General features: G+C 54.6%; 17 protein-coding genes. 9 read left to right on the top strand and 8 right to left on the bottom strand.

Features of this window, described 5'->3' with window-relative positions; genetic code table 11:
- Positions 1-206 precede the first annotated feature (206 nt).
- Both EKN83_RS15550 and mdtD read left to right on the top strand, forming a co-directional pair.
- Positions 207-914, top strand: coding sequence for a FadR/GntR family transcriptional regulator (locus EKN83_RS15550; RefSeq protein ID WP_025756946.1), 708 nt, complete (start codon positions 207-209; stop codon positions 912-914).
- Positions 911-2,344, top strand: a complete 1,434-nt coding sequence (gene mdtD, locus EKN83_RS15545) for a multidrug transporter subunit MdtD (RefSeq protein ID WP_025756947.1) — start codon at positions 911-913, stop codon at positions 2,342-2,344. Before EKN83_RS15550 ends, mdtD begins: the two co-directional genes overlap by 4 nt.
- Here the strand turns inward: mdtD and rbsR are convergent.
- The 7 genes from rbsR to kup form a co-directional block, all read right to left on the bottom strand.
- Complete coding sequence (gene rbsR / locus EKN83_RS15540) at positions 2,310-3,302, bottom strand: ribose operon transcriptional repressor RbsR (protein ID WP_025756948.1); 993 nt, start codon at positions 3,300-3,302, stop codon at positions 2,310-2,312. The genes mdtD and rbsR overlap by 35 nt on opposite strands.
- Positions 3,303-3,305: 3 nt before the next feature.
- Positions 3,306-4,235, bottom strand: coding sequence for a ribokinase (gene rbsK / locus EKN83_RS15535; protein ID WP_126801249.1), 930 nt, complete (start codon positions 4,233-4,235; stop codon positions 3,306-3,308).
- 106 nt (positions 4,236-4,341) lie between these two features.
- Positions 4,342-5,232 carry a ribose ABC transporter substrate-binding protein RbsB gene (gene rbsB, locus EKN83_RS15530; RefSeq protein WP_013099394.1) on the bottom strand — a complete coding sequence of 297 codons (891 nt, stop codon included), beginning with the start codon at positions 5,230-5,232 and terminating at the stop codon, positions 4,342-4,344.
- 27 nt (positions 5,233-5,259) lie between these two features.
- Positions 5,260-6,225: a ribose ABC transporter permease gene (gene rbsC / locus EKN83_RS15525; RefSeq protein ID WP_025756950.1), complete on the bottom strand. Its 966-nt coding sequence runs from the start codon at positions 6,223-6,225 to the stop codon at positions 5,260-5,262.
- 4 nt (positions 6,226-6,229) lie between these two features.
- Complete coding sequence (rbsA, locus tag EKN83_RS15520) at positions 6,230-7,735, bottom strand: ribose ABC transporter ATP-binding protein RbsA (protein WP_045285351.1); 1,506 nt, start codon at positions 7,733-7,735, stop codon at positions 6,230-6,232.
- Positions 7,736-7,742: 7 nt separating this feature from the next.
- Complete coding sequence (gene rbsD, locus EKN83_RS15515) at positions 7,743-8,162, bottom strand: D-ribose pyranase (RefSeq protein WP_008503495.1); 420 nt, start codon at positions 8,160-8,162, stop codon at positions 7,743-7,745.
- A 225-nt stretch (positions 8,163-8,387) separates the two neighbouring features.
- Positions 8,388-10,256 (bottom strand): low affinity potassium transporter Kup, encoded by a 1,869-nt coding sequence (gene kup, locus EKN83_RS15510; protein WP_008500202.1) that lies wholly within the window; start codon positions 10,254-10,256, stop codon positions 8,388-8,390.
- A gap of 222 nt (positions 10,257-10,478) precedes the next feature.
- Between kup and ravA the strand changes: the two genes are divergently transcribed.
- Positions 10,479-11,975: an ATPase RavA gene (gene ravA / locus EKN83_RS15505; RefSeq protein WP_025756953.1), complete on the top strand. Its 1,497-nt coding sequence runs from the start codon at positions 10,479-10,481 to the stop codon at positions 11,973-11,975.
- Complete coding sequence (gene viaA / locus EKN83_RS15500) at positions 11,969-13,420, top strand: ATPase RavA stimulator ViaA (RefSeq protein WP_126801247.1); 1,452 nt, start codon at positions 11,969-11,971, stop codon at positions 13,418-13,420. The genes ravA and viaA overlap by 7 nt, the downstream gene beginning before the upstream one ends.
- Here viaA and asnA read toward each other — a convergent pair whose 3' ends face one another.
- Positions 13,421-14,413 carry an aspartate--ammonia ligase gene (asnA, locus tag EKN83_RS15495; protein ID WP_045285348.1) on the bottom strand — a complete coding sequence of 331 codons (993 nt, stop codon included), beginning with the start codon at positions 14,411-14,413 and terminating at the stop codon, positions 13,421-13,423. It lies immediately after the preceding gene.
- Positions 14,414-14,564: 151 nt separating this feature from the next.
- On the opposite strand from asnA, the gene asnC reads away from it, so the two are divergent.
- The 5 genes from asnC (at position 14,565) to atpI (ending at position 19,553) form a co-directional block, all read left to right on the top strand.
- Positions 14,565-15,023 (top strand): transcriptional regulator AsnC, encoded by a 459-nt coding sequence (gene asnC, locus EKN83_RS15490; RefSeq protein ID WP_008500198.1) that lies wholly within the window; start codon positions 14,565-14,567, stop codon positions 15,021-15,023.
- Positions 15,024-15,113: 90 nt separating this feature from the next.
- Complete coding sequence (gene mioC, locus EKN83_RS15485) at positions 15,114-15,563, top strand: FMN-binding protein MioC (RefSeq protein ID WP_003862381.1); 450 nt, start codon at positions 15,114-15,116, stop codon at positions 15,561-15,563.
- A gap of 374 nt (positions 15,564-15,937) precedes the next feature.
- Entirely contained in the window at positions 15,938-17,827 is a 1,890-nt protein-coding gene (gene mnmG / locus EKN83_RS15475; protein WP_045285347.1) for a tRNA uridine-5-carboxymethylaminomethyl(34) synthesis enzyme MnmG, read from the top strand.
- A 105-nt stretch (positions 17,828-17,932) separates the two neighbouring features.
- Entirely contained in the window at positions 17,933-18,556 is a 624-nt protein-coding gene (gene rsmG, locus EKN83_RS15470; RefSeq protein WP_025756957.1) for a 16S rRNA (guanine(527)-N(7))-methyltransferase RsmG, read from the top strand.
- Positions 18,557-19,172: 616 nt separating this feature from the next.
- Complete coding sequence (gene atpI / locus EKN83_RS15465) at positions 19,173-19,553, top strand: F0F1 ATP synthase subunit I (protein WP_008500194.1); 381 nt, start codon at positions 19,173-19,175, stop codon at positions 19,551-19,553.

Here is a 19,553-nt window from a genome sequence, read left to right as displayed (position 1 = left end):
GTGCCGTTGTTCCGTGTCAGTGGAGGCGCATTATAGGGAGTTATTCTGACGTGACAAGAGGAAATTTAAAAAAAGTTTCCATCCGTGTTTTTTTTCACCAACAGAGGTGAAATCAAGCTACAAATTGTTCTATTTGATGTATCTGCAACCACAATCACATTCGAGATGGCATAATTATCAGCATGAATCTTTAAGGAATAAAAGCGATGCCATTAAGCGCGCAACAGCTGGCCGCCCAAAAAAACCTCTCCTATGTGCTGGCCGAAAAGCTGGCTCAGCGGATTTTAGCGGGTAAATATGCCCCGGGAAGCATCCTGCCGGGTGAAATGGAGCTGGGTGAGCAGTTTGGGGTAAGCCGTACCGCCGTGCGCGAAGCGGTGAAAACCCTGACGGCAAAAGGTATGGTGCTTCCACGCCCTCGTATTGGCACACGCGTGATGCCACAAAGTAACTGGAATTTTCTCGATCAGGAGCTGCTCTCCTGGTGGATGACGGAAGACAACTTTCATCAGGTGATCGATCACTTTCTGGTAATGCGCAGTAGCCTTGAACCTCAGGCCTGTCTGCTTGCCGCCACGCTTGGCACGGCTGAGCAGAAAGCGCAGCTTAACGCGTTGATGGAAGAGATGGTGTTCCTGAAAAAACACTTCAACCGCGAACGCTGGGTTGAGGTCGATATGGCCTGGCATGAACATATCTATATGATGAGCGCCAATCCGTTCCTCACCTCTTTTGCCTCTTTATTCCATTCGGTGTACCACACTTACTTTACCTCTATTACCCAGGACGAAGTGGTAAAACTGGATCTGCATCAGGCGATAGTGGATGCCATTCAGGAAAGCGACGGGCAGCAAGCCCTGAGTGCGTGTCAGGCATTACTGGCCGCACCAACCCACCAGCAGGTAAATAAATGACGAAGAAAAAAGCGCGCAGCATGGCCGGATTGCCGTGGATTGCAGCCATGGCGTTTTTTATGCAGGCACTGGATGCCACCATCCTCAACACCGCACTTCCCGCTATTGCGCAAAGCCTCAACCGTTCCCCACTGGCAATGCAGTCCGCCATCATTAGCTACACCCTGACGGTTGCGATGTTGATCCCGGTTAGCGGCTGGCTGGCTGACCGCTTCGGCACCCGCAGAGTTTTCATGCTGGCCGTGACGCTGTTTACGCTCGGCTCTCTGGCCTGTGCGCTCTCCACATCCTTAACAGAGCTGGTGATCTTCCGCGTATTGCAGGGTATTGGCGGCGCGATGATGATGCCAGTGGCACGCCTTGCCTTGCTGCGAGCCTACCCTCGAAGTGAACTGCTTCCCGTGCTCAATTTTGTCACCATGCCGGGCCTGGTCGGTCCGATACTTGGCCCGGTGCTCGGCGGCGTGTTTGTCACATGGGCCAGCTGGCACTGGATCTTCCTGATTAATATTCCGATTGGCGTTGCGGGGCTGCTGTATGCCCGCAAATATATGCCGAACTTCACCACGCCAAGACGCAGTTTCGATATGGGTGGTTTTTTCCTGTTTGGCCTGAGCCTGGTGCTCTTCTCCAGCGGGATGGAGCTGTTTGGTGAGAAAATTGTGGCAACGTGGATTGCACTCTCCGTTATCCTCGCCGGCGTTCTGCTGTTTCTTCTCTATATACGTCATGCGCGCCGCCACCCGACACCGTTAATCTCCCTGGGGCTCTTTAACACCCGAACATTTTCCGTCGGGATCGCGGGCAACATTGCCTCGCGCCTGGGAACGGGTTGCGTACCGTTCCTGATGCCACTGATGCTCCAGGTCGGTTTCGGCTACCCGGCTCTGATTGCTGGCTGCATGATGGCACCCACGGCAATGGGCTCGATTCTGGCAAAATCAACCGTTACGCAAGTGCTGCGCTGGTTTGGCTATCGTAAGACGCTGGTTGGTGTGACGGTCTTTATCGGCCTGATGATTGCGCAGTTCTCGCTGCAATCCGCCTCTCTTCCCGTCTGGATGTTGATCCTGCCGCTGTTTGTACTGGGCATGGCGATGTCAACGCAGTTCACGTCGATGAACACCATCACCCTTGCCGATCTGACTGACGAGAACGCCAGTAGCGGCAACAGCGTGCTGGCCGTAACGCAACAGCTGTCGATCAGTTTAGGGGTTGCCGTGAGTGCAGCGGTACTGCGGTTTTATGAAGGTTTTGACAGTGCGAACACCGTTGAGCAGTTCCACTATACCTTTATTACCATGGGTGCGCTCACCGTGGTTTCGGCGCTGGTCTTTATGCTGTTAAAACCGAAAGACGGACGCAACCTGATCAAAGAACGCCACAAAACAAAGTCTAAACCGAACCCCGTTCCATCAGAACAGGAGTAAGCTGCAGACGTTGCTGCTGCAGTGTGGGCTGTGCCATCCGGTGGATCAACACATCGATGGCCAGTTCACCCAGTTCATCCTTCGGCTGATGGATCGTGGTCAGCGGGGGAGTCATGTAGCTGGCCAGTTCGATATCATCGTAACCAATTATCGCCATATCGTCCGGAACACGCAGTCCCGCCTGGTACAACGCCTTATAGGCCCCAAATGCCATGGCATCGTTACCAATAAAGACCGCCTGCGGGCGCTGGGCTTGCGCCAGCAATGTCTGCATCGCCTCGAAGCCGCCGTGAAATTCAAAATCACCGGTAATACGGTAACCTTCAGGAACAGAAAGCCCCGCCCGCGCCATTGCGGCAAGATACCCCTCCAGACGCAAACGCGCGGGGGTTTTGTCCAGGGGACCGGTAATGCAGGCAATGCGGGTATGGCCTTTATCGATCAGATACTGGGTGGCCATGTCGCCCCCCAGCAGAGAGTTATCCTGAATAAGATCGCTGGTGCCGTCGAACGGCGCCCAGTCCATCATCACCGTAGGGATAGAAGGGTAGCGCTGAATGATCTCTTTCGAGGGCTGATGCGTTTCGGTACAGAGCAGCAGTAACCCGTCGACGCGTTTTTGCATTAGCGTTTCCAGATTACGGTTCATGCGCTGCTCGTCCCCTTCGGTATTACACAGCACCAAACTGTAGCCACGCTCGAAGCAGCTGCGCTCCACGCCGCGAACCAGTTCAGAATAAAAGGGGTTGGTACTGGCGGTGATCAGCATACCGATGGTACGCGTCTGGTTCAGCTTGAGGCTGCGCGCCAGCGCCGACGGCGCATAGTTTAGCTCTTTAATGGCAGCGTCGACTTTCTCCCGAATCGCCTCGCTGACGAAGCGATCGTTATTAATCACGTGAGAGACTGTCGACGTAGAAACGCCCGCCAGGCGGGCGACATCTTTCATTGTGGCCAAGCGTTACCCCTGCTGACTTAAGATTTCATCGATCTCTTTACGCCACGGAACGGAAGGCTGGGCACCTTTGCGCGTAACGGCGATCGCCGCGGCAGCATGTGCGAAGCGGATCGCATCATCCAGGTTTTTGCCTTCCAGCAGCGCGGTCACCAGTGCACCATTGAAGGTGTCTCCCGCCGCGATGGTATCAATCGCTTTCACCTTAAAGCCCGGCACGCGACGGCCTTCGCCGTTTACGCTTGCCCACACCCCACGGCTGCCGAGGGTGATAATCACGGTACCAATGCCTTTGTCATGCAGCGCCCGCGCGGCACGCGCTGCGTCGTCATCATTTTCAACACGAATGCCCGTCAGTTTCTCGGCTTCCGTTTCGTTGGGTGTGATGATGTCCACCAGCGCCAACAATTCGTCTGATAATACACGGGCAGGCGCAGGATTAAGTACGACAGTGGTTTGATTTTCATGCGCTATTTTAGCGGCCGCCAGAACGCTTTCGACCGGCGATTCCAGCTGCATCAGTAACGCTTCAGCATTTGCGACACGCTCACGTTGCGCCTCAACACGCTCAGTGGTTAATGCAGCGTTAGCGCCAGCATGAATACCGATGACATTCTCACCTTCTGCGTTGACGAAAATCAGCGCCACACCGGTAGACTCCCCAGCAACTACGCTCACTGGCGCGATATCGATGTTATCGCCTGCCAGCTGCTTGCGGACACGCTCGCCGGTATCGTCATCACCCGTGCAGGCGATAAACGCGATATTCGCCCCACTGCGCCCCGCAGCAACGGCCTGGTTTGCACCTTTACCGCCAAATGCCACCTGATACTGGTTACCGGTGACGGTTTCGCCCGGCGTCGGGAATGATTCAAGGTTAAGAATGTGATCGGCATTGATACTGCCAAGGACGACGAGGTTGCCTGCGGTTTTCATGGTTGGGTTGTCCATCTGAGAGCGCCACCGGTGTTACCCGGTGGCGTATGCCACACTTTTCTTTATTGGTGTCCCTCAGGCAGCCAGCGACTGCCTGAATCGCCTTTTACTGCTTAATAACCAGTTTCAGGTCAACAGGGTATTTGGCCTGAACTTTTTCGCCCTTCAGCACTTTGTCAGCAGTCTGCACGCCAGTCGCGCCAATCTGCTCAGGCAGCTGAGCGATGGTTGCAGCCAGTTTGCCATCATTTACCGCTTTTTCACCATCCGGCGTGCCGTCAAATCCGACAACCATCACATCAGATTTACCGGCAGTCTGCAGGGCACGCAGCGCGCCCAGCGCCATTTCGTCGTTCTGTGCGAACACAGCCTGCACGTCAGGGTGGGCGGTCAGCAGGTTCTGCATGACGTTCAGACCTTTAGTACGGTCGAAGTCAGCTGGCTGGCTGGCCAGTACGTTGAATTTATGCGCTGCCACCGCCTGCTGGAAGCCTTCGCCGCGCTCGCGGGCGGCAGACGTACCGGCAATCCCCTGCAGTTCGATCACTTTCGCGCCTTCACCGGCTTTCTTCGCGATGTAGTCACCGGCGATTTTACCGCCCAGCACGTTGTCAGACGCGATATGGCTCACCACGTCACCTTTGGTTGCCTGACGGTCCAGGGTGATCACCGGGATTTTCGCCTGGTTTGCCATCTTAACGGCGTTACCGACGGCGTCAGAATCGGTTGGGTTGATCAGCAGGATTTTGGTGCCGCGAACGGTTAAGTCCTGAACGTTAGCCAGCTCTTTCGCCGGGTTGTTCTGGGAATCCAGCACCACCAGGTTGTAACCCAGTTTGTCTGCTTCTTTCTGCGCACCATCCTTCAGGGAGACAAAGAACGGGTTGTTTAGCGTAGAGATAACCAGCGCGATGGTGTCTTTCGCCATGGCGTTAGCACTTACGGTTGCGCTCAGCGCGACAGCAGAAACCAGGGTAGCCAGTTTTTTCATGTTCATATCTAAGATGTCCTGTAGTGTCGTCAGTTACTGTTTTTTGTTGTCTACCAGTACCGCCAGCAAAATCACCACTGCCTTAACGATCATCTGGTAATAGGAGGAAACACCTAACAAATTCAAACCATTATTCAGGAAACCAAGAATCAGTGCGCCGATCAATGTCCCAACAATGCGACCTTTACCGCCCGCAAGACTCGTACCACCCAGCACCACTGCCGCAATGGCATCCAGCTCATAACCCGTCCCCGCCGTTGGCTGCGCGGAGGAGAGGCGCGCCACTTCGATGATACCCGCCAGAGAAGCCAGCAGACCACACAGGGAGTAAACGATAACTTTGACTTTATTCACGCTAATCCCGGACAGACGCGTTGCCGCCTCGTTACCGCCCAGGGCATAGATATAACGACCCAGACGAGTGTGATGCAGCATGTACCACGCCGCCAGGAAGACGATAGCCATGATCCAGACCGGAGTAGGGATACCCAGCGGACGACCAATACCGAACCAGCCAAACAGATCGGCATTATCAGTAAAACCGGTATTCACCGGGCTGCCGTTGGTATAAACCATGGTCACACCGCGCAACAGCAGCATCATCACCAGCGTCGCGATGAACGCCTGGACGCGGCCTTTCGCCACAATCACGCCAGTCACAGCACCAATTGCCGCCCCTGCCGCCAGCGCTGCCGCCACGGCCACCAGCGCATTGACTTCAATTCCGACAAGGGAAGCGGCGATCGCACCGGTGAGCGCCAGCAAGGAACCGACGGACAGATCGATCCCTGAGGTCAAAATCACCAGCGTCATCCCGACCGCCATAATGGCGTTCACGGAGGTCTGCTGCAGAATGTTGAACAGGTTATTAACGGTGAAAAAGTTCGGGCTCATGGTCGACACAATCGCGATCAGCACCAGCAGGGCAATCAGCGATTTTTGTTCCATCAGCCATGCCTTTGTGAAATAACGGCGACCAGAGACAGCCTGGGTAGTCATCTTCTTACTCCTGATTCACGCGATTAAGCTTGCCCACAGCGGCAGCCATCAGAACTTCCTGGGTGGCCTGCTCGCGAGTGAATTCACCGCCGAGATGCCCTTCATGCATGACGATAATGCGATCGCTCATGCCTAATACTTCTGGCATCTCGGAAGAGACCAGAATGATGCTCAGCCCGTCGGCCTTGAACTGGTTAATCAGCTGATAGATCTCTTTCTTCGCCCCCACGTCTACGCCGCGGGTCGGCTCGTCGAGGATCAACACTTTCGGGCGCGTCATCAGCCCGCGCGCAATCGCCACTTTCTGCTGGTTCCCGCCGGACAACAGGCCGATGGCCTGCTCCATCGACGGGGTTTTGACGTTAAAGAGACGGATAAAATCGCTGACCGCCTGCTGTTCGTCTTTGTGTTTCAGCGTACCGCCGCTATGGCTGAAATAGCGCAGCGCGGTAAGCGACATGTTCTCTTTCACCGACATGCCGAGCACTAAGCCGTCGCGCTTGCGGTCTTCGGAGATATAGACGATGCCGTTCGCGAGGCCATCCTGCGGCGAACGGGTCACTACTTCACGACCGTCGAGAGTGACATACCCGCTGGTGCGCGGCAGCGCGCCGTAAAGCACTTTCATCAGCTCGGTACGGCCGGCGCCCATCAGGCCCGCCACGCCCAGGATTTCGCCCTGGCGCAGGGTAAAGGTCACGTCGTTCACACCCGGACCGCAGAGATTGTCCACCTTCAGGCGGATCTCGCCCGGCGCTTTATCCAGGTGCGGGTATTGATCTTCAAGTTTGCGTCCCACCATCATTTCGATGAGCGTATCTTCGGTCAGCGTGGCCACTTCGCGCTCGGCAATAAACTGCCCGTCGCGAAAGACGGTAACGTCATCGCAAATCTCGAAGATCTCTTTCATGCGGTGAGAAATATAGACAATCCCGCGGCCCTGCGATTTCAGCTCGCGGATGACGCGGAACAGGGATTCGGTTTCGGTATCCGTCAGGGCGTCGGTCGGCTCATCCATAATGATGACCTTCGACTCAAAGCTCAGCACCTTCGCGATTTCCACCATCTGCTGATCGCCGATAGAGAGATCGCCGACCAGACGGTCGCTCTTAAAGCGCAGGTTCAGCTTCGCCAGCAGTTTGTCCGCTTCGGCATACATGGTTTTCCAGTCGATTTTGCCAAACCGGTTCACAAATTCACGGCCAAGGAAGATGTTCTCCGCAATGGTAAGCTGCGGGATCAGGTTCAGCTCCTGGTGAATGATACCGATACCGGCTTCCTGGGAGGATTTCGGGCCGTTGAAGGTGGTCTCTTTACCCAGCCAGATGAGTGAACCAGCATCGCGTTGATAGATACCGGTCAGCACTTTCATCATGGTGGATTTGCCGGCGCCGTTCTCACCCACCAGCGCCATCACGCGCCCGGGATAGACGTTTAGCGCCGCACCGGAGAGGGCTTTTACGCCCGGGAACGATTTATCGATCCCTTTGAGTTGCAGTAATGCGTCCATGATGGCCTCAGAAGGTGACACCAGCACAGAGAATAATATTCGCATACGGGGAACACTCCCCGCTGCGAATCACCGCCTGACTGTCTGCGGTTTGTTGTTTAAATTGTTCGTGCGTTGTGTAACGAATTTCTATGGTGTTTCCCTGGTGTTGTTGCAGCTGCTCAAGGTGACTGAGCAACGTTTCGTGGAGTTGCGGATTATGTTGTTTGATTTCCGCGGCGAGAATGGCTGCCTCAACCTGCATCTCCGCGGTCACAACATCCAGTACCTGCATAAACGAGGGCACGCCCTGGGTTAATGCCATATCAATACGGGTTGTGCTGCGCGGAACCGGTAAGCCTGCATCGCAAACCACCAGCGTATCGGTATGCCCAAGACGGGAAATAACCGATGAGATTTCTGAGTTGAGAACCGTGCCTTTCTTCATTTTCTTGCTCCACTAGCGAAACGTTTCGCTGATATCAGTTTAGTCTTAAGAGTGTTCAGAAAACCACCGTGACGTAACAGATTTGTGATCAACGTCGAAACGTTTCGCTAAGTGAAATGGAGGGGGGGTAAATGCAAAACGGTAACCGTCAGGTTACCGTTTTTTATGTTTGCGCCCTCTCCCGTGGGAGAGGGTCGGGGTGAGGGCATCAGGCCGCACGAAGACTTAAATCTCGACCTGCGTTCCCAGCTCAATCACGCGGTTAGGCGGGATCTCGAACTGGTCAGGCGCACGCAGGGCGTTACGCTGCAGGATAAGGTACAGCTTGCCGCGCAGGCGCAGATACCACGGGCGTTTGCCGATGATCAGCGACTCGTGCGACATAAAGAATGACGTCTCCATCATCCGGCAACTCAGCCCTTCCAGACCACAGCGGTGGAATACCTCTTCCACGTTTGGCGTTTCACGCCAGCCGTAGCTCGCCACCACGCGCCAGAAGGTCGGTGACAACTGCTCGATCTGCACCCGGCGAACGTTGTGCACATACGGCGCATCTTCGGTGCGCAGCGTCAGCAGAATGACGCGTTCATGCAGGACCTTGTTGTGCTTGAGGTTATGCATCAACGCAAACGGGATCACGTTCAGGGCTCGAGACATGTATACCGCGGTACCCGGCACGCGAACCGGCGGTGATTTTTCCAGTGAAGCAATCATCGCCTCAAGAGAATTTCCGTGCTCATGCATACGGCGCAGCAGACGGAAACGCTCGCTCTTCCATGTGGTCATAACGATGAACATCACCAGACCCAGCGTCAGCGGCAGCCAGCCACCAGAAACAATCTTGTCGAGGTTTGCCGAGAACAGCGGCACGTCGATACAGAGGAAGCCCACCAGAATCATTGCCACAAGGAATTTATTCCAGTGCCAGTTTCGGTACGCCACCGTGGTGGAGAGCAGGGACGTCAGCACCATGGTTCCCGTTACGGCGATACCGTACGCCGCCGCCAGGTTGCTGGAGTGCTCGAAGCTGACGATCACAATTACTACCGCGAAATAGAGCAGCCAGTTAACGAACGGGATGTAGATCTGACCCGACTCCATCTCTGAGGTATGGATAATGCGCATCGGTGAGAGGTACCCCAGACGCACAGCCTGGCGCGTCAGCGAGAACACCCCGGAAATCACCGCCTGAGAGGCAATGACAGTCGCCAGCGTCGCCAGGATCAGCATCGGTACCAGCGCCCAGTCTGGCGCCAGCAGGAAGAACGGGTTCTTAATCGCTTCCGGGTTTTTGAGCAACAGCGCCCCCTGACCGAAATAGTTCAGCACCAGCGACGGCAGCACCACGATAAACCATGCCACACGGATAGGCAGTTTCCCAAAGTGCCCCATGTCGGCATACAGCGCTTCAACGCCGGTGATGGAGAGCACGACCGCCCCCAGCGCAACGAAGGAGACCACTTTATACTCGAGGAAGAAATGCACCGCCCAGTAGGGGTTCAGCGCATGCAGCACTTCCGGGTTAGCGATAATGCTGCGTAAACCAAGCGCTGCCAGGATCAGGAACCAGGCCAGCATAATCGGTGCGAACAGTTTCCCTACCAGCCCGGTACCGTGCTTCTGGATCACAAACAGCAGCGTCAGAACGATGATTGCCAGCGGAACCACCCACGTATCGAGCTGCGGCGCGATAATCTCCAGCCCCTCTATTGCCGAGAGCACCGAAATAGCCGGCGTTATCACCACTTCCCCGTAGAAGAAGCTGCCGCCAATCAGACCGATAATGACCAGCACAGAGGTCATTCTGGCCGAGGTGTTACGCCCGGCCAGCGACATCAACGTCAGGATCCCACCTTCACCTGCGTTATCCGCCCGCATCACGAAGGAGAGATATTTAACAGAAACCACCAGGATCAGCAGCCAGAAGATGAGGGACAGGAAGCCAAATACGGCATCGCGTTCAACACCAAAGCCAAACTGGCCGGACAAACATTCACGAAGCGTATAAAGTGGGCTGGTGCCGATATCACCGTAGACAACCCCGATCGCCGCAAGCGTTATTGCGGGTAATGATTGCTTATTATCAGTGCTCATAGACTAGTCTTTTCGTTTGAATAACAAATGTGTTCCTGGTCCCTTGGTCCACAAAAAGCGCACAGTATGCACGATTCGTTGCAAAATCGAACCCCTAAATGCAACCGCATTAATGTAGCGCAAAGAAAATTGCGCCGCACTTCAGTCTATTACCAGCCCTGACTGAAACGTCTATACTCGCTTCAATTGGCCGCCACGACGGCGAAAGGATGCAAAACTATTATGGCTCACTCACATTTATTAGCAGAAAGAATTTCCCGCCTCAGCAGCGCGCTGGAGAAAGGCCTTTTCGAGCGTAGCCACGCCATCCGCCTCTGTTTGCTGGCGGCGTTGAGCGGGGAAAGCGTGTTTCTGCTCGGCCCCCCAGGCATTGCCAAGAGCCTGATAGCCCGCAGGTTAAAGTTTGCTTTTCAGAATGCCCGCGCCTTCGAATACCTGATGACCCGATTCTCTACCCCTGAAGAAGTTTTCGGCCCGCTTTCCATCCAGGCGCTGAAAGATGAGGGGCGTTATCAGCGTTTGACCGAGGGGTATCTTCCGGAGGCGGAGATTGTTTTCCTCGATGAGATCTGGAAAGCGGGACCGGCGATTCTGAACACCCTGCTCACAGCGATAAACGAACGTCGGTTCCGCAACGGCGCCAGCGAAGAGAAAATCCCGATGCGCCTGCTGGTGGCCGCCTCAAACGAACTGCCTGAAGCCGACAGCAGCCTGGAAGCGCTGTATGACCGTATGCTGATCCGCCTGTGGCTGGACAAAGTGCAGGATAAATCCAATTTCCGTTCCATGCTGGTCAGCCAGCAGGATGAGAATGAAAACCCGGTTGCCCCTTCACTGCAGGTGACGGATGAGGAGTATCACCAGTGGCAGCAGGACATTGGCAAAATCAAACTGCCGGACGCGGTCTTTGAGCTGATCTACCTCCTGCGTCAGCAGCTCGATCTCCTTCCCTCGGCGCCCTACGTCTCCGATCGTCGCTGGAAAAAAGCAATCCGCCTGCTGCAGGCCAGCGCCCTGTTCAGCGGGCGTGATGCCGTTGCGCCCATCGACCTGATCCTGCTGAAAGATTGCCTCTGGCACGATGCAGAAGGCATGAACCTGATGCAGCAGCAGCTTGAGGTTTTGATGACCGGACACGCCTGGGGGCAGCAGGCGATGCTCAACCAGCTGGGGGCCATCGCCCAGCGGCGCATTCAGCTCCAGCAGCAGCAAAGCGATAAAACCGCGCTGAAGGTGAATCGTCTGGGGGGAATGTTCGCCCGTAAACCGCACTATGAGTTACCCGCTGAACTGACCAGCCCGACGCTGACGCTGTTGCTTCAGCAGCCGCTCAAGCTGCATGACATGCAGGTCGTGCACATTACGCTTGAGCGTGAGGCGCTGGCCCAGTGGCTGGATAAGGGCGGAGAGATCCGGGGAAAACTCAACGGCATCGGTTTCGCGCAGCCGCTTAATATGGAAGTGGACAGTAGCCAGCACCTGGTGATCCGCGACGTCAGCCTGCAGGGATCGCGTCTTGCGCTTCCTGGCACCGCCTCAGACAGCGTTCCTGAAGAGATTAAGCAGCAGCTGGAAGCGCTGGATACAGAATGGCACCAGCAGCACACCCGCTTCAGCGAGCAGCAAAAATGCCTCTTTATTCATAGCGACTGGTTAGGTCGCATCGAAGCCAGCCTGCAGGATGTCAGCGCGCAGATCAAACAGGCGCGTCAATGCTAACTCTGGATACGCTTAACGTCATGCTGGCCGTCAGCGAGGAAGGGTTGATCGAAGAGGTGGTAATTACCCTTCTGGCTTCGCCGCAGCTGGCAGCCTTCTTTGAAAAATTTCCGAAGCTTAAAAAAGCGATGACGGACGATCTCCCACGCTGGCGGGAAAACCTGCGCCAGCGGTTTAAAGAGACCGAAGTGCCTCCTGAGTTAACGGAAGAGGTAGCCTGTTACCAGCAGTGCCAGCGGCTCTCCACGTCGCAGTTTATCGTTCAGCTCCCGCAAACCCTGACGCTGCTCGATAACGTTCACTCGCCGTTCGCCAGCCAGGCCCGGGCGCTGGTCACGGATAACGCCACCTTTACCCCTGCGCTGCACACGCTCTTTTTACAGCGCTGGCGCCTCAGCCTGGTGGTACAGGCCACAACCCTCAACCAGCAGTTGCTGGATGAAGAGCGTGAGCAACTGCTCAGCGAAGTGCAGGAACGCATGACCTTAAGCGGCCAGCTGGAGCAGGTGCTGGTGGAAAATGAGAACGCCGCCGGACGACTCTGGGATATGAGCGCCGGTCAGCTGCGGCGCGGGGACTATCAGCTGATCGTCAGGTACGGGGATTTTCTGGCGCAGCAGCCCGAGCTGATGAAGCTTGCAGAACAGCTGGGCCGCTCCAGGGAGGCAAAATCGGTCCCAAAGAAAGATGCCCCAATGGAAACTTTCCGCACCCTGGTGCGCGAACCGGCTACCGTGCCCGAACAGGTCGACGGGCTCCAGCAGAGCGATGACATTTTACGTCTGCTGCCGACGGAGCTGAGCACACTCGGGATGACCGAGCTGGAGTATGAATTTTACCGTCGGCTGGTGGAAAAGCAGCTGCTTACCTATCGCCTGCACGGCGAAGCCTGGCGTGAGAAAGTCAGCCAGCGGCCGGTCGTTCATCAGGATTTTGATGAACAGCCGCGCGGGCCATTCATTGTTTGCGTGGATACATCCGGATCGATGGGCGGGTTTAACGAGCAGTGTGCGAAGGCGTTCTGTCTGGCACTGATGCGCGTGGCGCTGGCCGATCGCCGTCGCTGCTTCATCATGCTTTTCTCCAGCGAAGTGGTGGGTTATGAACTGACGAACCAGCAGGGGCTCGAACAGGCGATCCGCTTTTTAAGCCAGCGTTTTCGCGGCGGTACCGATCTGGCCAGCTGTTTTCGCAGCATTGTGGAACGCATGCAGGGTGGCGACTGGTACGACGCTGACGCGGTGGTGATTTCTGATTTTATTGCCCAGCGGCTGCCGGATGATGTGGTCAGTAAAGTGAAGGTGTTGCAGCGGGTACATCAGCATCGTTTCCACGCGGTGGCTATGTCCGCCCATGGAAAACCCGGCATCATGCGCATCTTCGATCATATCTGGCGCTTTGATACCGGGTTACGTAGCCGCCTGCTCAGACGCTGGCAGCGTTAATTACAGAAGAGAGCCGACGCTTTCGCGTACCTGCTGCGGCCAGACCCCGCACTGAACCTGACCGATATGCGGCAACTGAAGCAGCAGCATAGTCAGGCGGGACTGGCCAATACCGCCGCCGATGGTCTGCGGCATTTCGCCACGCAGCAGCGCCTGATGCCACTCTAATGTGAGACGATCTTCATCACCGGTCACCGCCAGCTGGCGCTTGAGCGCGTCAGCATCCACGCGGATCCCCATAGAAGAGAGCTCGAACGCGTCTTCCAGCACCGGGTTCCAGACCAGAATATCGCCGTTCAGACCAGCATAGTCGCGCTCGCCCGGGGTGCTCCAGTCATCATAATCCGGCGCACGCACGTCGTGGCGTTTACCATCAGACAGTTTGCCACCGATACCGATAAGGAACACTGCACCCAGCTCTTTGGCGATCGCCCGTTCACGGCCTTTGGCATCCAGATCCGGGAAACGGCTCAGCAGTTCCTGGCTGTGAACAAAGTGGATCGACTCCGGCAGAAACGGTGCCAGACCAAACTCTTTGCTTACGGCCGCTTCGGTGGCTTTGATCCCGGCATAGATCGCTTCAACGGTAGATTTCAGCGTCCCCACGTGACGCTCGCCATCCCCCATGACGCGTTCCCAGTCCCACTGGTCAACGTACACGGAATGAATGGGAGACAGGCGGTCTTCATCGGGACGAAGGGCTTTCATATGCGTGTAGAGCCCTTCGCCCGCGCTGAAGTCGTGTTGTCCCAGGGTTTGACGCTTCCATTTCGCAAGGGAATGAACCACTTCGAACTGGGCATCTGGCAGTGTTTTCACTTTTACCTGTACCGCTTTTTCGCATCCAGAGAGGTTATCCTGGGTCCCGTCACCCACGCGGCTAAGGATTGGAGCCTGGACTTCAATCAGCCCAAGCTTCTCTTCCAGCTGGCGGGAAAAATGGGATTTAACGAAACTGATCTGGCGTTGTTTTGCGATATAAGCGGTTTTCATTATTTATACTCCTGCGTCCTGTTGGTATTGATTAAGCAACAGAAATGCCACCTGATTCAATAACCCATCAACAAAAAGCCCACTTCACTTTTGATTCGTCAAAATAAGACGCTAGAATAGAGGGAATCATTAATCTTCATAAGAAAAAGCTATGGAAAATTATCAGATCGACAATCTCGACCGCGGCATTCTGGAGGCGCTAATGGCCAATGCCCGTACCGCCTACGCCGAACTGGCGAAACAGTTTGGCGTCAGCCCCGGCACCATTCACGTTCGCGTAGAAAAGATGAAGCAGGCGGGCATCATTACCGGTGCGCGTATTGACGTCAGCCCTAAGCAGCTGGGTTATGACGTGTGCTGTTTCATTGGCATTATTCTTAAAAGCGCCAAAGACTATCCTTCTGCACTGGCGAAGCTGAACGCGCTGGATGAAGTCACCGAGGCCTACTACACCACCGGGCACTACAGCATCTTTATTAAAGTCATGTGCCGATCCATCGATGCCCTCCAGCAGGTACTTATCAACAAGATCCAAACAATCGATGAAATTCAGTCCACCGAGACACTGATCTCCCTGCAAAACCCGATCATGCGTACCATCCGCCCGTGATCGGGCAAATTCATTCCCACATTTTCCACAGGTAGATCCCAGCTCGTTCACAGCGTACAATGGCCCTCTCTTTATCTGAGCGAGCGATCAATGGCGGACATTACCCTTATCAGCGGCAGCACCCTTGGTGGTGCGGAATACGTAGCGGAACATCTGGCTGAAAAGCTGGAAGATGCGGGCTTTTCCACACAAACCCTGCACGGCCCGTTGCTTGAAGATCTCCCGACTGACGGGGTCTGGCTGCTGATTACCTCCACGCACGGCGCGGGCGATCTGCCGGATAACCTGCAACCTTTATATGACGAACTGCTGGAACAACAGCCTGACCTGTCAAACGTCCGTTTTGGCGCAGTGGGGATCGGCAGCCGTGAATATGACACTTTTTGCGGGGCTATCGAGAAAGTTGAAGCCGCTGTTACCGCTTGTGGGGCAAAACAGTTGGGTGAAACCCTCAAGATCAACATCCTCGATCATGACATTCCGGAAGATCCGGCAGAGATCTGGCTCGCGGAATGGAAAAATTTACTCAAAAACGATTAAAGATCGTGCGAACGGATGTGGATAACTCTGGTTAAAAGCTCGTATTAACCCGTAGTTATCCAAAGAACAACCGTAACGTCGATTTTGACCTGTGTATAAAGTCGCGATCTGATCCCAGCTTATACTGGCCAAGATCACCGATCATTCACAGCAAACGATCCTTTCTAACTGCATGATCTTCTTTATGAGATCGGACTTATCCACACAGGTTCGCGATCCTAATAAGAGATCACAATAGAACAGATCTCTAAATAAAAAGATCTTCTTTTTAATAGCCCAGGATCCCAATGCTTTCTCGAAAGACTAAAGTTGAGTAGAATCCACGGCCCGGGCTTCAATCCATTTTCATACCGCTTTACGCGAGGCAGACCACCATGTTTTATCAGGATCCTTTTGACGTCATCATCATTGGCGGGGGTCACGCAGGCACTGAGGCCGCAATGGCCGCAGCGCGTATGGGTCAGCAGACCCTGCTTTTGACACACAATATCGACACGCTGGGACAAATGTCCTGTAATCCGGCGATTGGCGGCATTGGGAAAGGACACCTGGTAAAAGAAGTGGATGCACTTGGCGGCCTGATGGCGAAAGCGATCGATCATGCAGGCATCCAGTTTAGGATACTAAACGCGAGCAAAGGTCCCGCTGTGCGCGCGACCCGTGCTCAGGCAGACCGCGTGCTCTACCGTCAGGCGGTACGTACTGCCCTGGAGAACCAGCCGAATCTGATGATCTTCCAGCAGGCGGTTGAAGATCTTATCGTCGAGAACGATCGCGTCGTTGGCGCGGTGACCCAGATGGGCCTCAAATTCCGCGCGAAAGCCGTGGTGTTGACCGTGGGGACATTCCTTGATGGTAAAATACATATCGGTCTGGATAACTACAGCGGTGGCCGTGCCGGCGATCCGCCCTCTATCCCGCTGTCTCGCCGTCTGCGTGAACTGCCGCTGCGCGTCAGTCGCCTGAAAACCGGTACGCCTCCGCGTATTGATGCGCGCACCATTGATTTTAGCGTGCTGGCGCAACAGCACGGTGATAACCCAATGCCGGTCTTCTCGTTTATGGGCAATGCGGCGCAGCATCCGCAACAGGTCCCGTGCTACATCACGCACACCAACGAGAAAACCCACGATGTGATCCGCAATAACCTCGATCGCAGCCCAATGTATGCCGGCGTGATCGAAGGGATCGGCCCGCGCTACTGCCCGTCGATCGAAGACAAAGTGATGCGCTTCGCCGATCGTAACCAGCATCAGATCTTCCTTGAACCTGAAGGGCTCACCTCGAACGAAATTTACCCGAACGGTATTTCCACCAGCCTGCCATTCGATGTTCAGATGCAAATTGTTCGTTCAATGCAGGGGATGGAGAACGCAAAAATCGTTCGCCCTGGCTACGCTATTGAGTACGATTTCTTCGATCCACGTGACCTGAAGCCAACCCTGGAGAGCAAATTCATCCACGGTCTGTTCTTTGCGGGCCAGATTAACGGTACCACCGGTTACGAAGAAGCGGCGGCACAGGGCCTGCTTGCCGGTCTGAACGCTGCACGTTTCTCAGCCGAGAAAGAGGGTTGGGCGCCAGGCCGTTCTCAGGCCTATCTGGGCGTGCTGGTTGACGACCTCTGCACCCTGGGTACCAAAGAGCCGTACCGTATGTTTACTTCTCGCGCGGAATATCGCCTGATGCTGCGTGAAGATAACGCCGACCTGCGTCTGACCGAAATCGGCCGTGAGCTGGGTCTGGTGGATGACGAACGCTGGGCACGCTTCAACGAGAAACTGGAGCGTATCGAGCAGGAACGTCAGCGCCTGAAAACGACATGGGTTAATCCGCAGGCGGAAACAGCAGCTGAAGTGAACGCTCACTTAACTGCGCCGCTCTCTCGCGAAGCCAGCGGCGAAGATCTGCTGCGTCGCCCGGAAGTGACCTATGAAAATCTGGTGAAACTCACCGCGTTTGCGCCAGGCCTGGAAGACGCTGAAGCGGCAGAGCAGGTTGAAATCCAGGTGAAATACGAAGGTTACATCGCGCGTCAGCAGGATGAGATTGAAAAACAGCAGCGTAACGAAAATACGCTTCTGCCGGAAATGCTGGACTACCGTCAGGTGACAGGCCTTTCCAACGAAGTGATCGCCAAGCTGAACGATCATAAGCCGGTGTCGATCGGCCAGGCATCCCGTATTTCCGGTGTCACCCCCGCCGCGATTTCGATCCTGCTGGTGTGGCTGAAAAAGCAGGGCATGCTGCGCCGCAGCGCGTAACGTTTGAAAATCGCCCGGTGGCGCTGCGCTTACCGGGCCTACTGAACCCGTAGGGCGGGTTAGCGAAGCGCCACCCGCCAGTTAGCATCTCAACAGGTATTCACCGTGCTCAATAAACTCTCTCGTCTGCTGGATCAGGCAGGTATTTCGCTCACCGATCACCAGAAAACTCAGCTGGTGGCCTATGTCGATATGCTGAACAAATGGAACAAAGCGTACAATCTGACGTCTGTTCGGGACCCTAACGAGATGCTGGTTCGCCATATTCTCGACAGCATCGTGGTGGCGCCGTATCTGAACGGTGAGCGTTTTATCGATGTGGGCACGGGCCCGGGTCTGCCGGGGATTCCGCTGTCGATTGTTCGTCCTGATAGCCATTTCACGCTACTGGACAGCCTTGGCAAGCGCGTGCGCTTTTTACGTCAGGTACAGCATGAGCTGAAGCTTGAGAACATCACGCCCGTGCAGAGCAGGGTAGAGGAGTTCCCGGCGGAGCCGCCGTTTGACGGGGTTATCAGCCGTGCCTTTGCTTCTCTTAATGACATGGTGAGCTGGTGTAAGCACTTACCGGCAGAGCATGGCCGTTTTTATGCGCTGAAAGGACAGTTACCTGGCGAGGAAATTGAACAGCTTCCGGACGGTTTTGCGGTCGAGTCTATTGAGAAATTACACATTCCTCAGCTCGAAGGTGAGCGTCATCTGGTGATAATTAAGCCAAACAATTTTTAAAAAATTAATAAAAAATGTGGAATTTGTGCTGTTCTGACCATGTTAAAAAACAGCACAAGTCATGGGGATTTATCGGTGAGCCGTTAACCTCTTTTTCACTAAGGTTTTTCTTACGGTTAACGTGGCGGCGGTTATTTTCCGTGAAGATAGTCATCTGTGAAAATATAAGTCTGCTAAAAGTGGAAGGCAGTAACCAGAACGCAATGTTAATTATTTATTAAGAATGTCAATAAAAGGTTTTTATTGTGTACCGGGCTGTTTTGAAAATAGTTACGGTGTTTTGCGTTTAATTTCATAAAGATAAATTTTCACGATTTGCGCCTTTGATAAATACAACCTTATCGCAAATGTGTGTTTTGTGATCCCGTGCACGCTTTATCGCCAACGTTTTCGCGCTGTTTGCAGTTTTGGTCGAAGGTTGGTGCTTTGCGCGAAAGTTAAAAAATAGCGGTGGGGAAAAATATTTAAACATTTATTCACCTTTTCGCTACTTAATGTTTGAAATCACGGGTGCGCACCGTATAATTTGACCGCTTTTTGATGCTTGACTCTGAGCCTTAAAGGACGTTTTATACGACACGCGGCATACCTCGAAGGGAGCAGGAGTAAAAACGTGATGTCTGTGTCGCTCTTGAGTAGAAACGTTGCTCGTAAGCTTCTGTTCATTCAGTTTCTGGCTGTGATAGCAAGTGGACTGCTGTTTAGCCTCAAAGACCCCTTCTGGGGCATCTCCGCCGTGTGCGGGGGTTTGGCGGTTGTGCTGCCAAACGTGTTGTTTATGATTTTTGCCTGGCGTCATCAGGCGCATACACCCGCCAAAGGCCGCGTGGCCTGGTCCTTCGCCCTCGGCGAAGTGTGTAAGGTGTTGCTGACCTTTGCTCTACTGGTGATGGCGCTGGCGGTTTTGAAAGTGGTCTTCATGCCGCTGATAGCAACGTGGGTTTTGGTGCTGGTGGTACAAGTTCTGGCTCCAGCTGTAATCAATAACAAAGGGTAA

Source organism: Enterobacter sp. WCHEn090032 (assembly GCF_003986875.1).
Classification (GTDB): domain Bacteria; phylum Pseudomonadota; class Gammaproteobacteria; order Enterobacterales; family Enterobacteriaceae; genus Enterobacter; species Enterobacter sichuanensis.
Note: the sequence above shows the minus strand (reverse complement) of the source record. Positions and strands in the feature narration are given on the sequence as shown.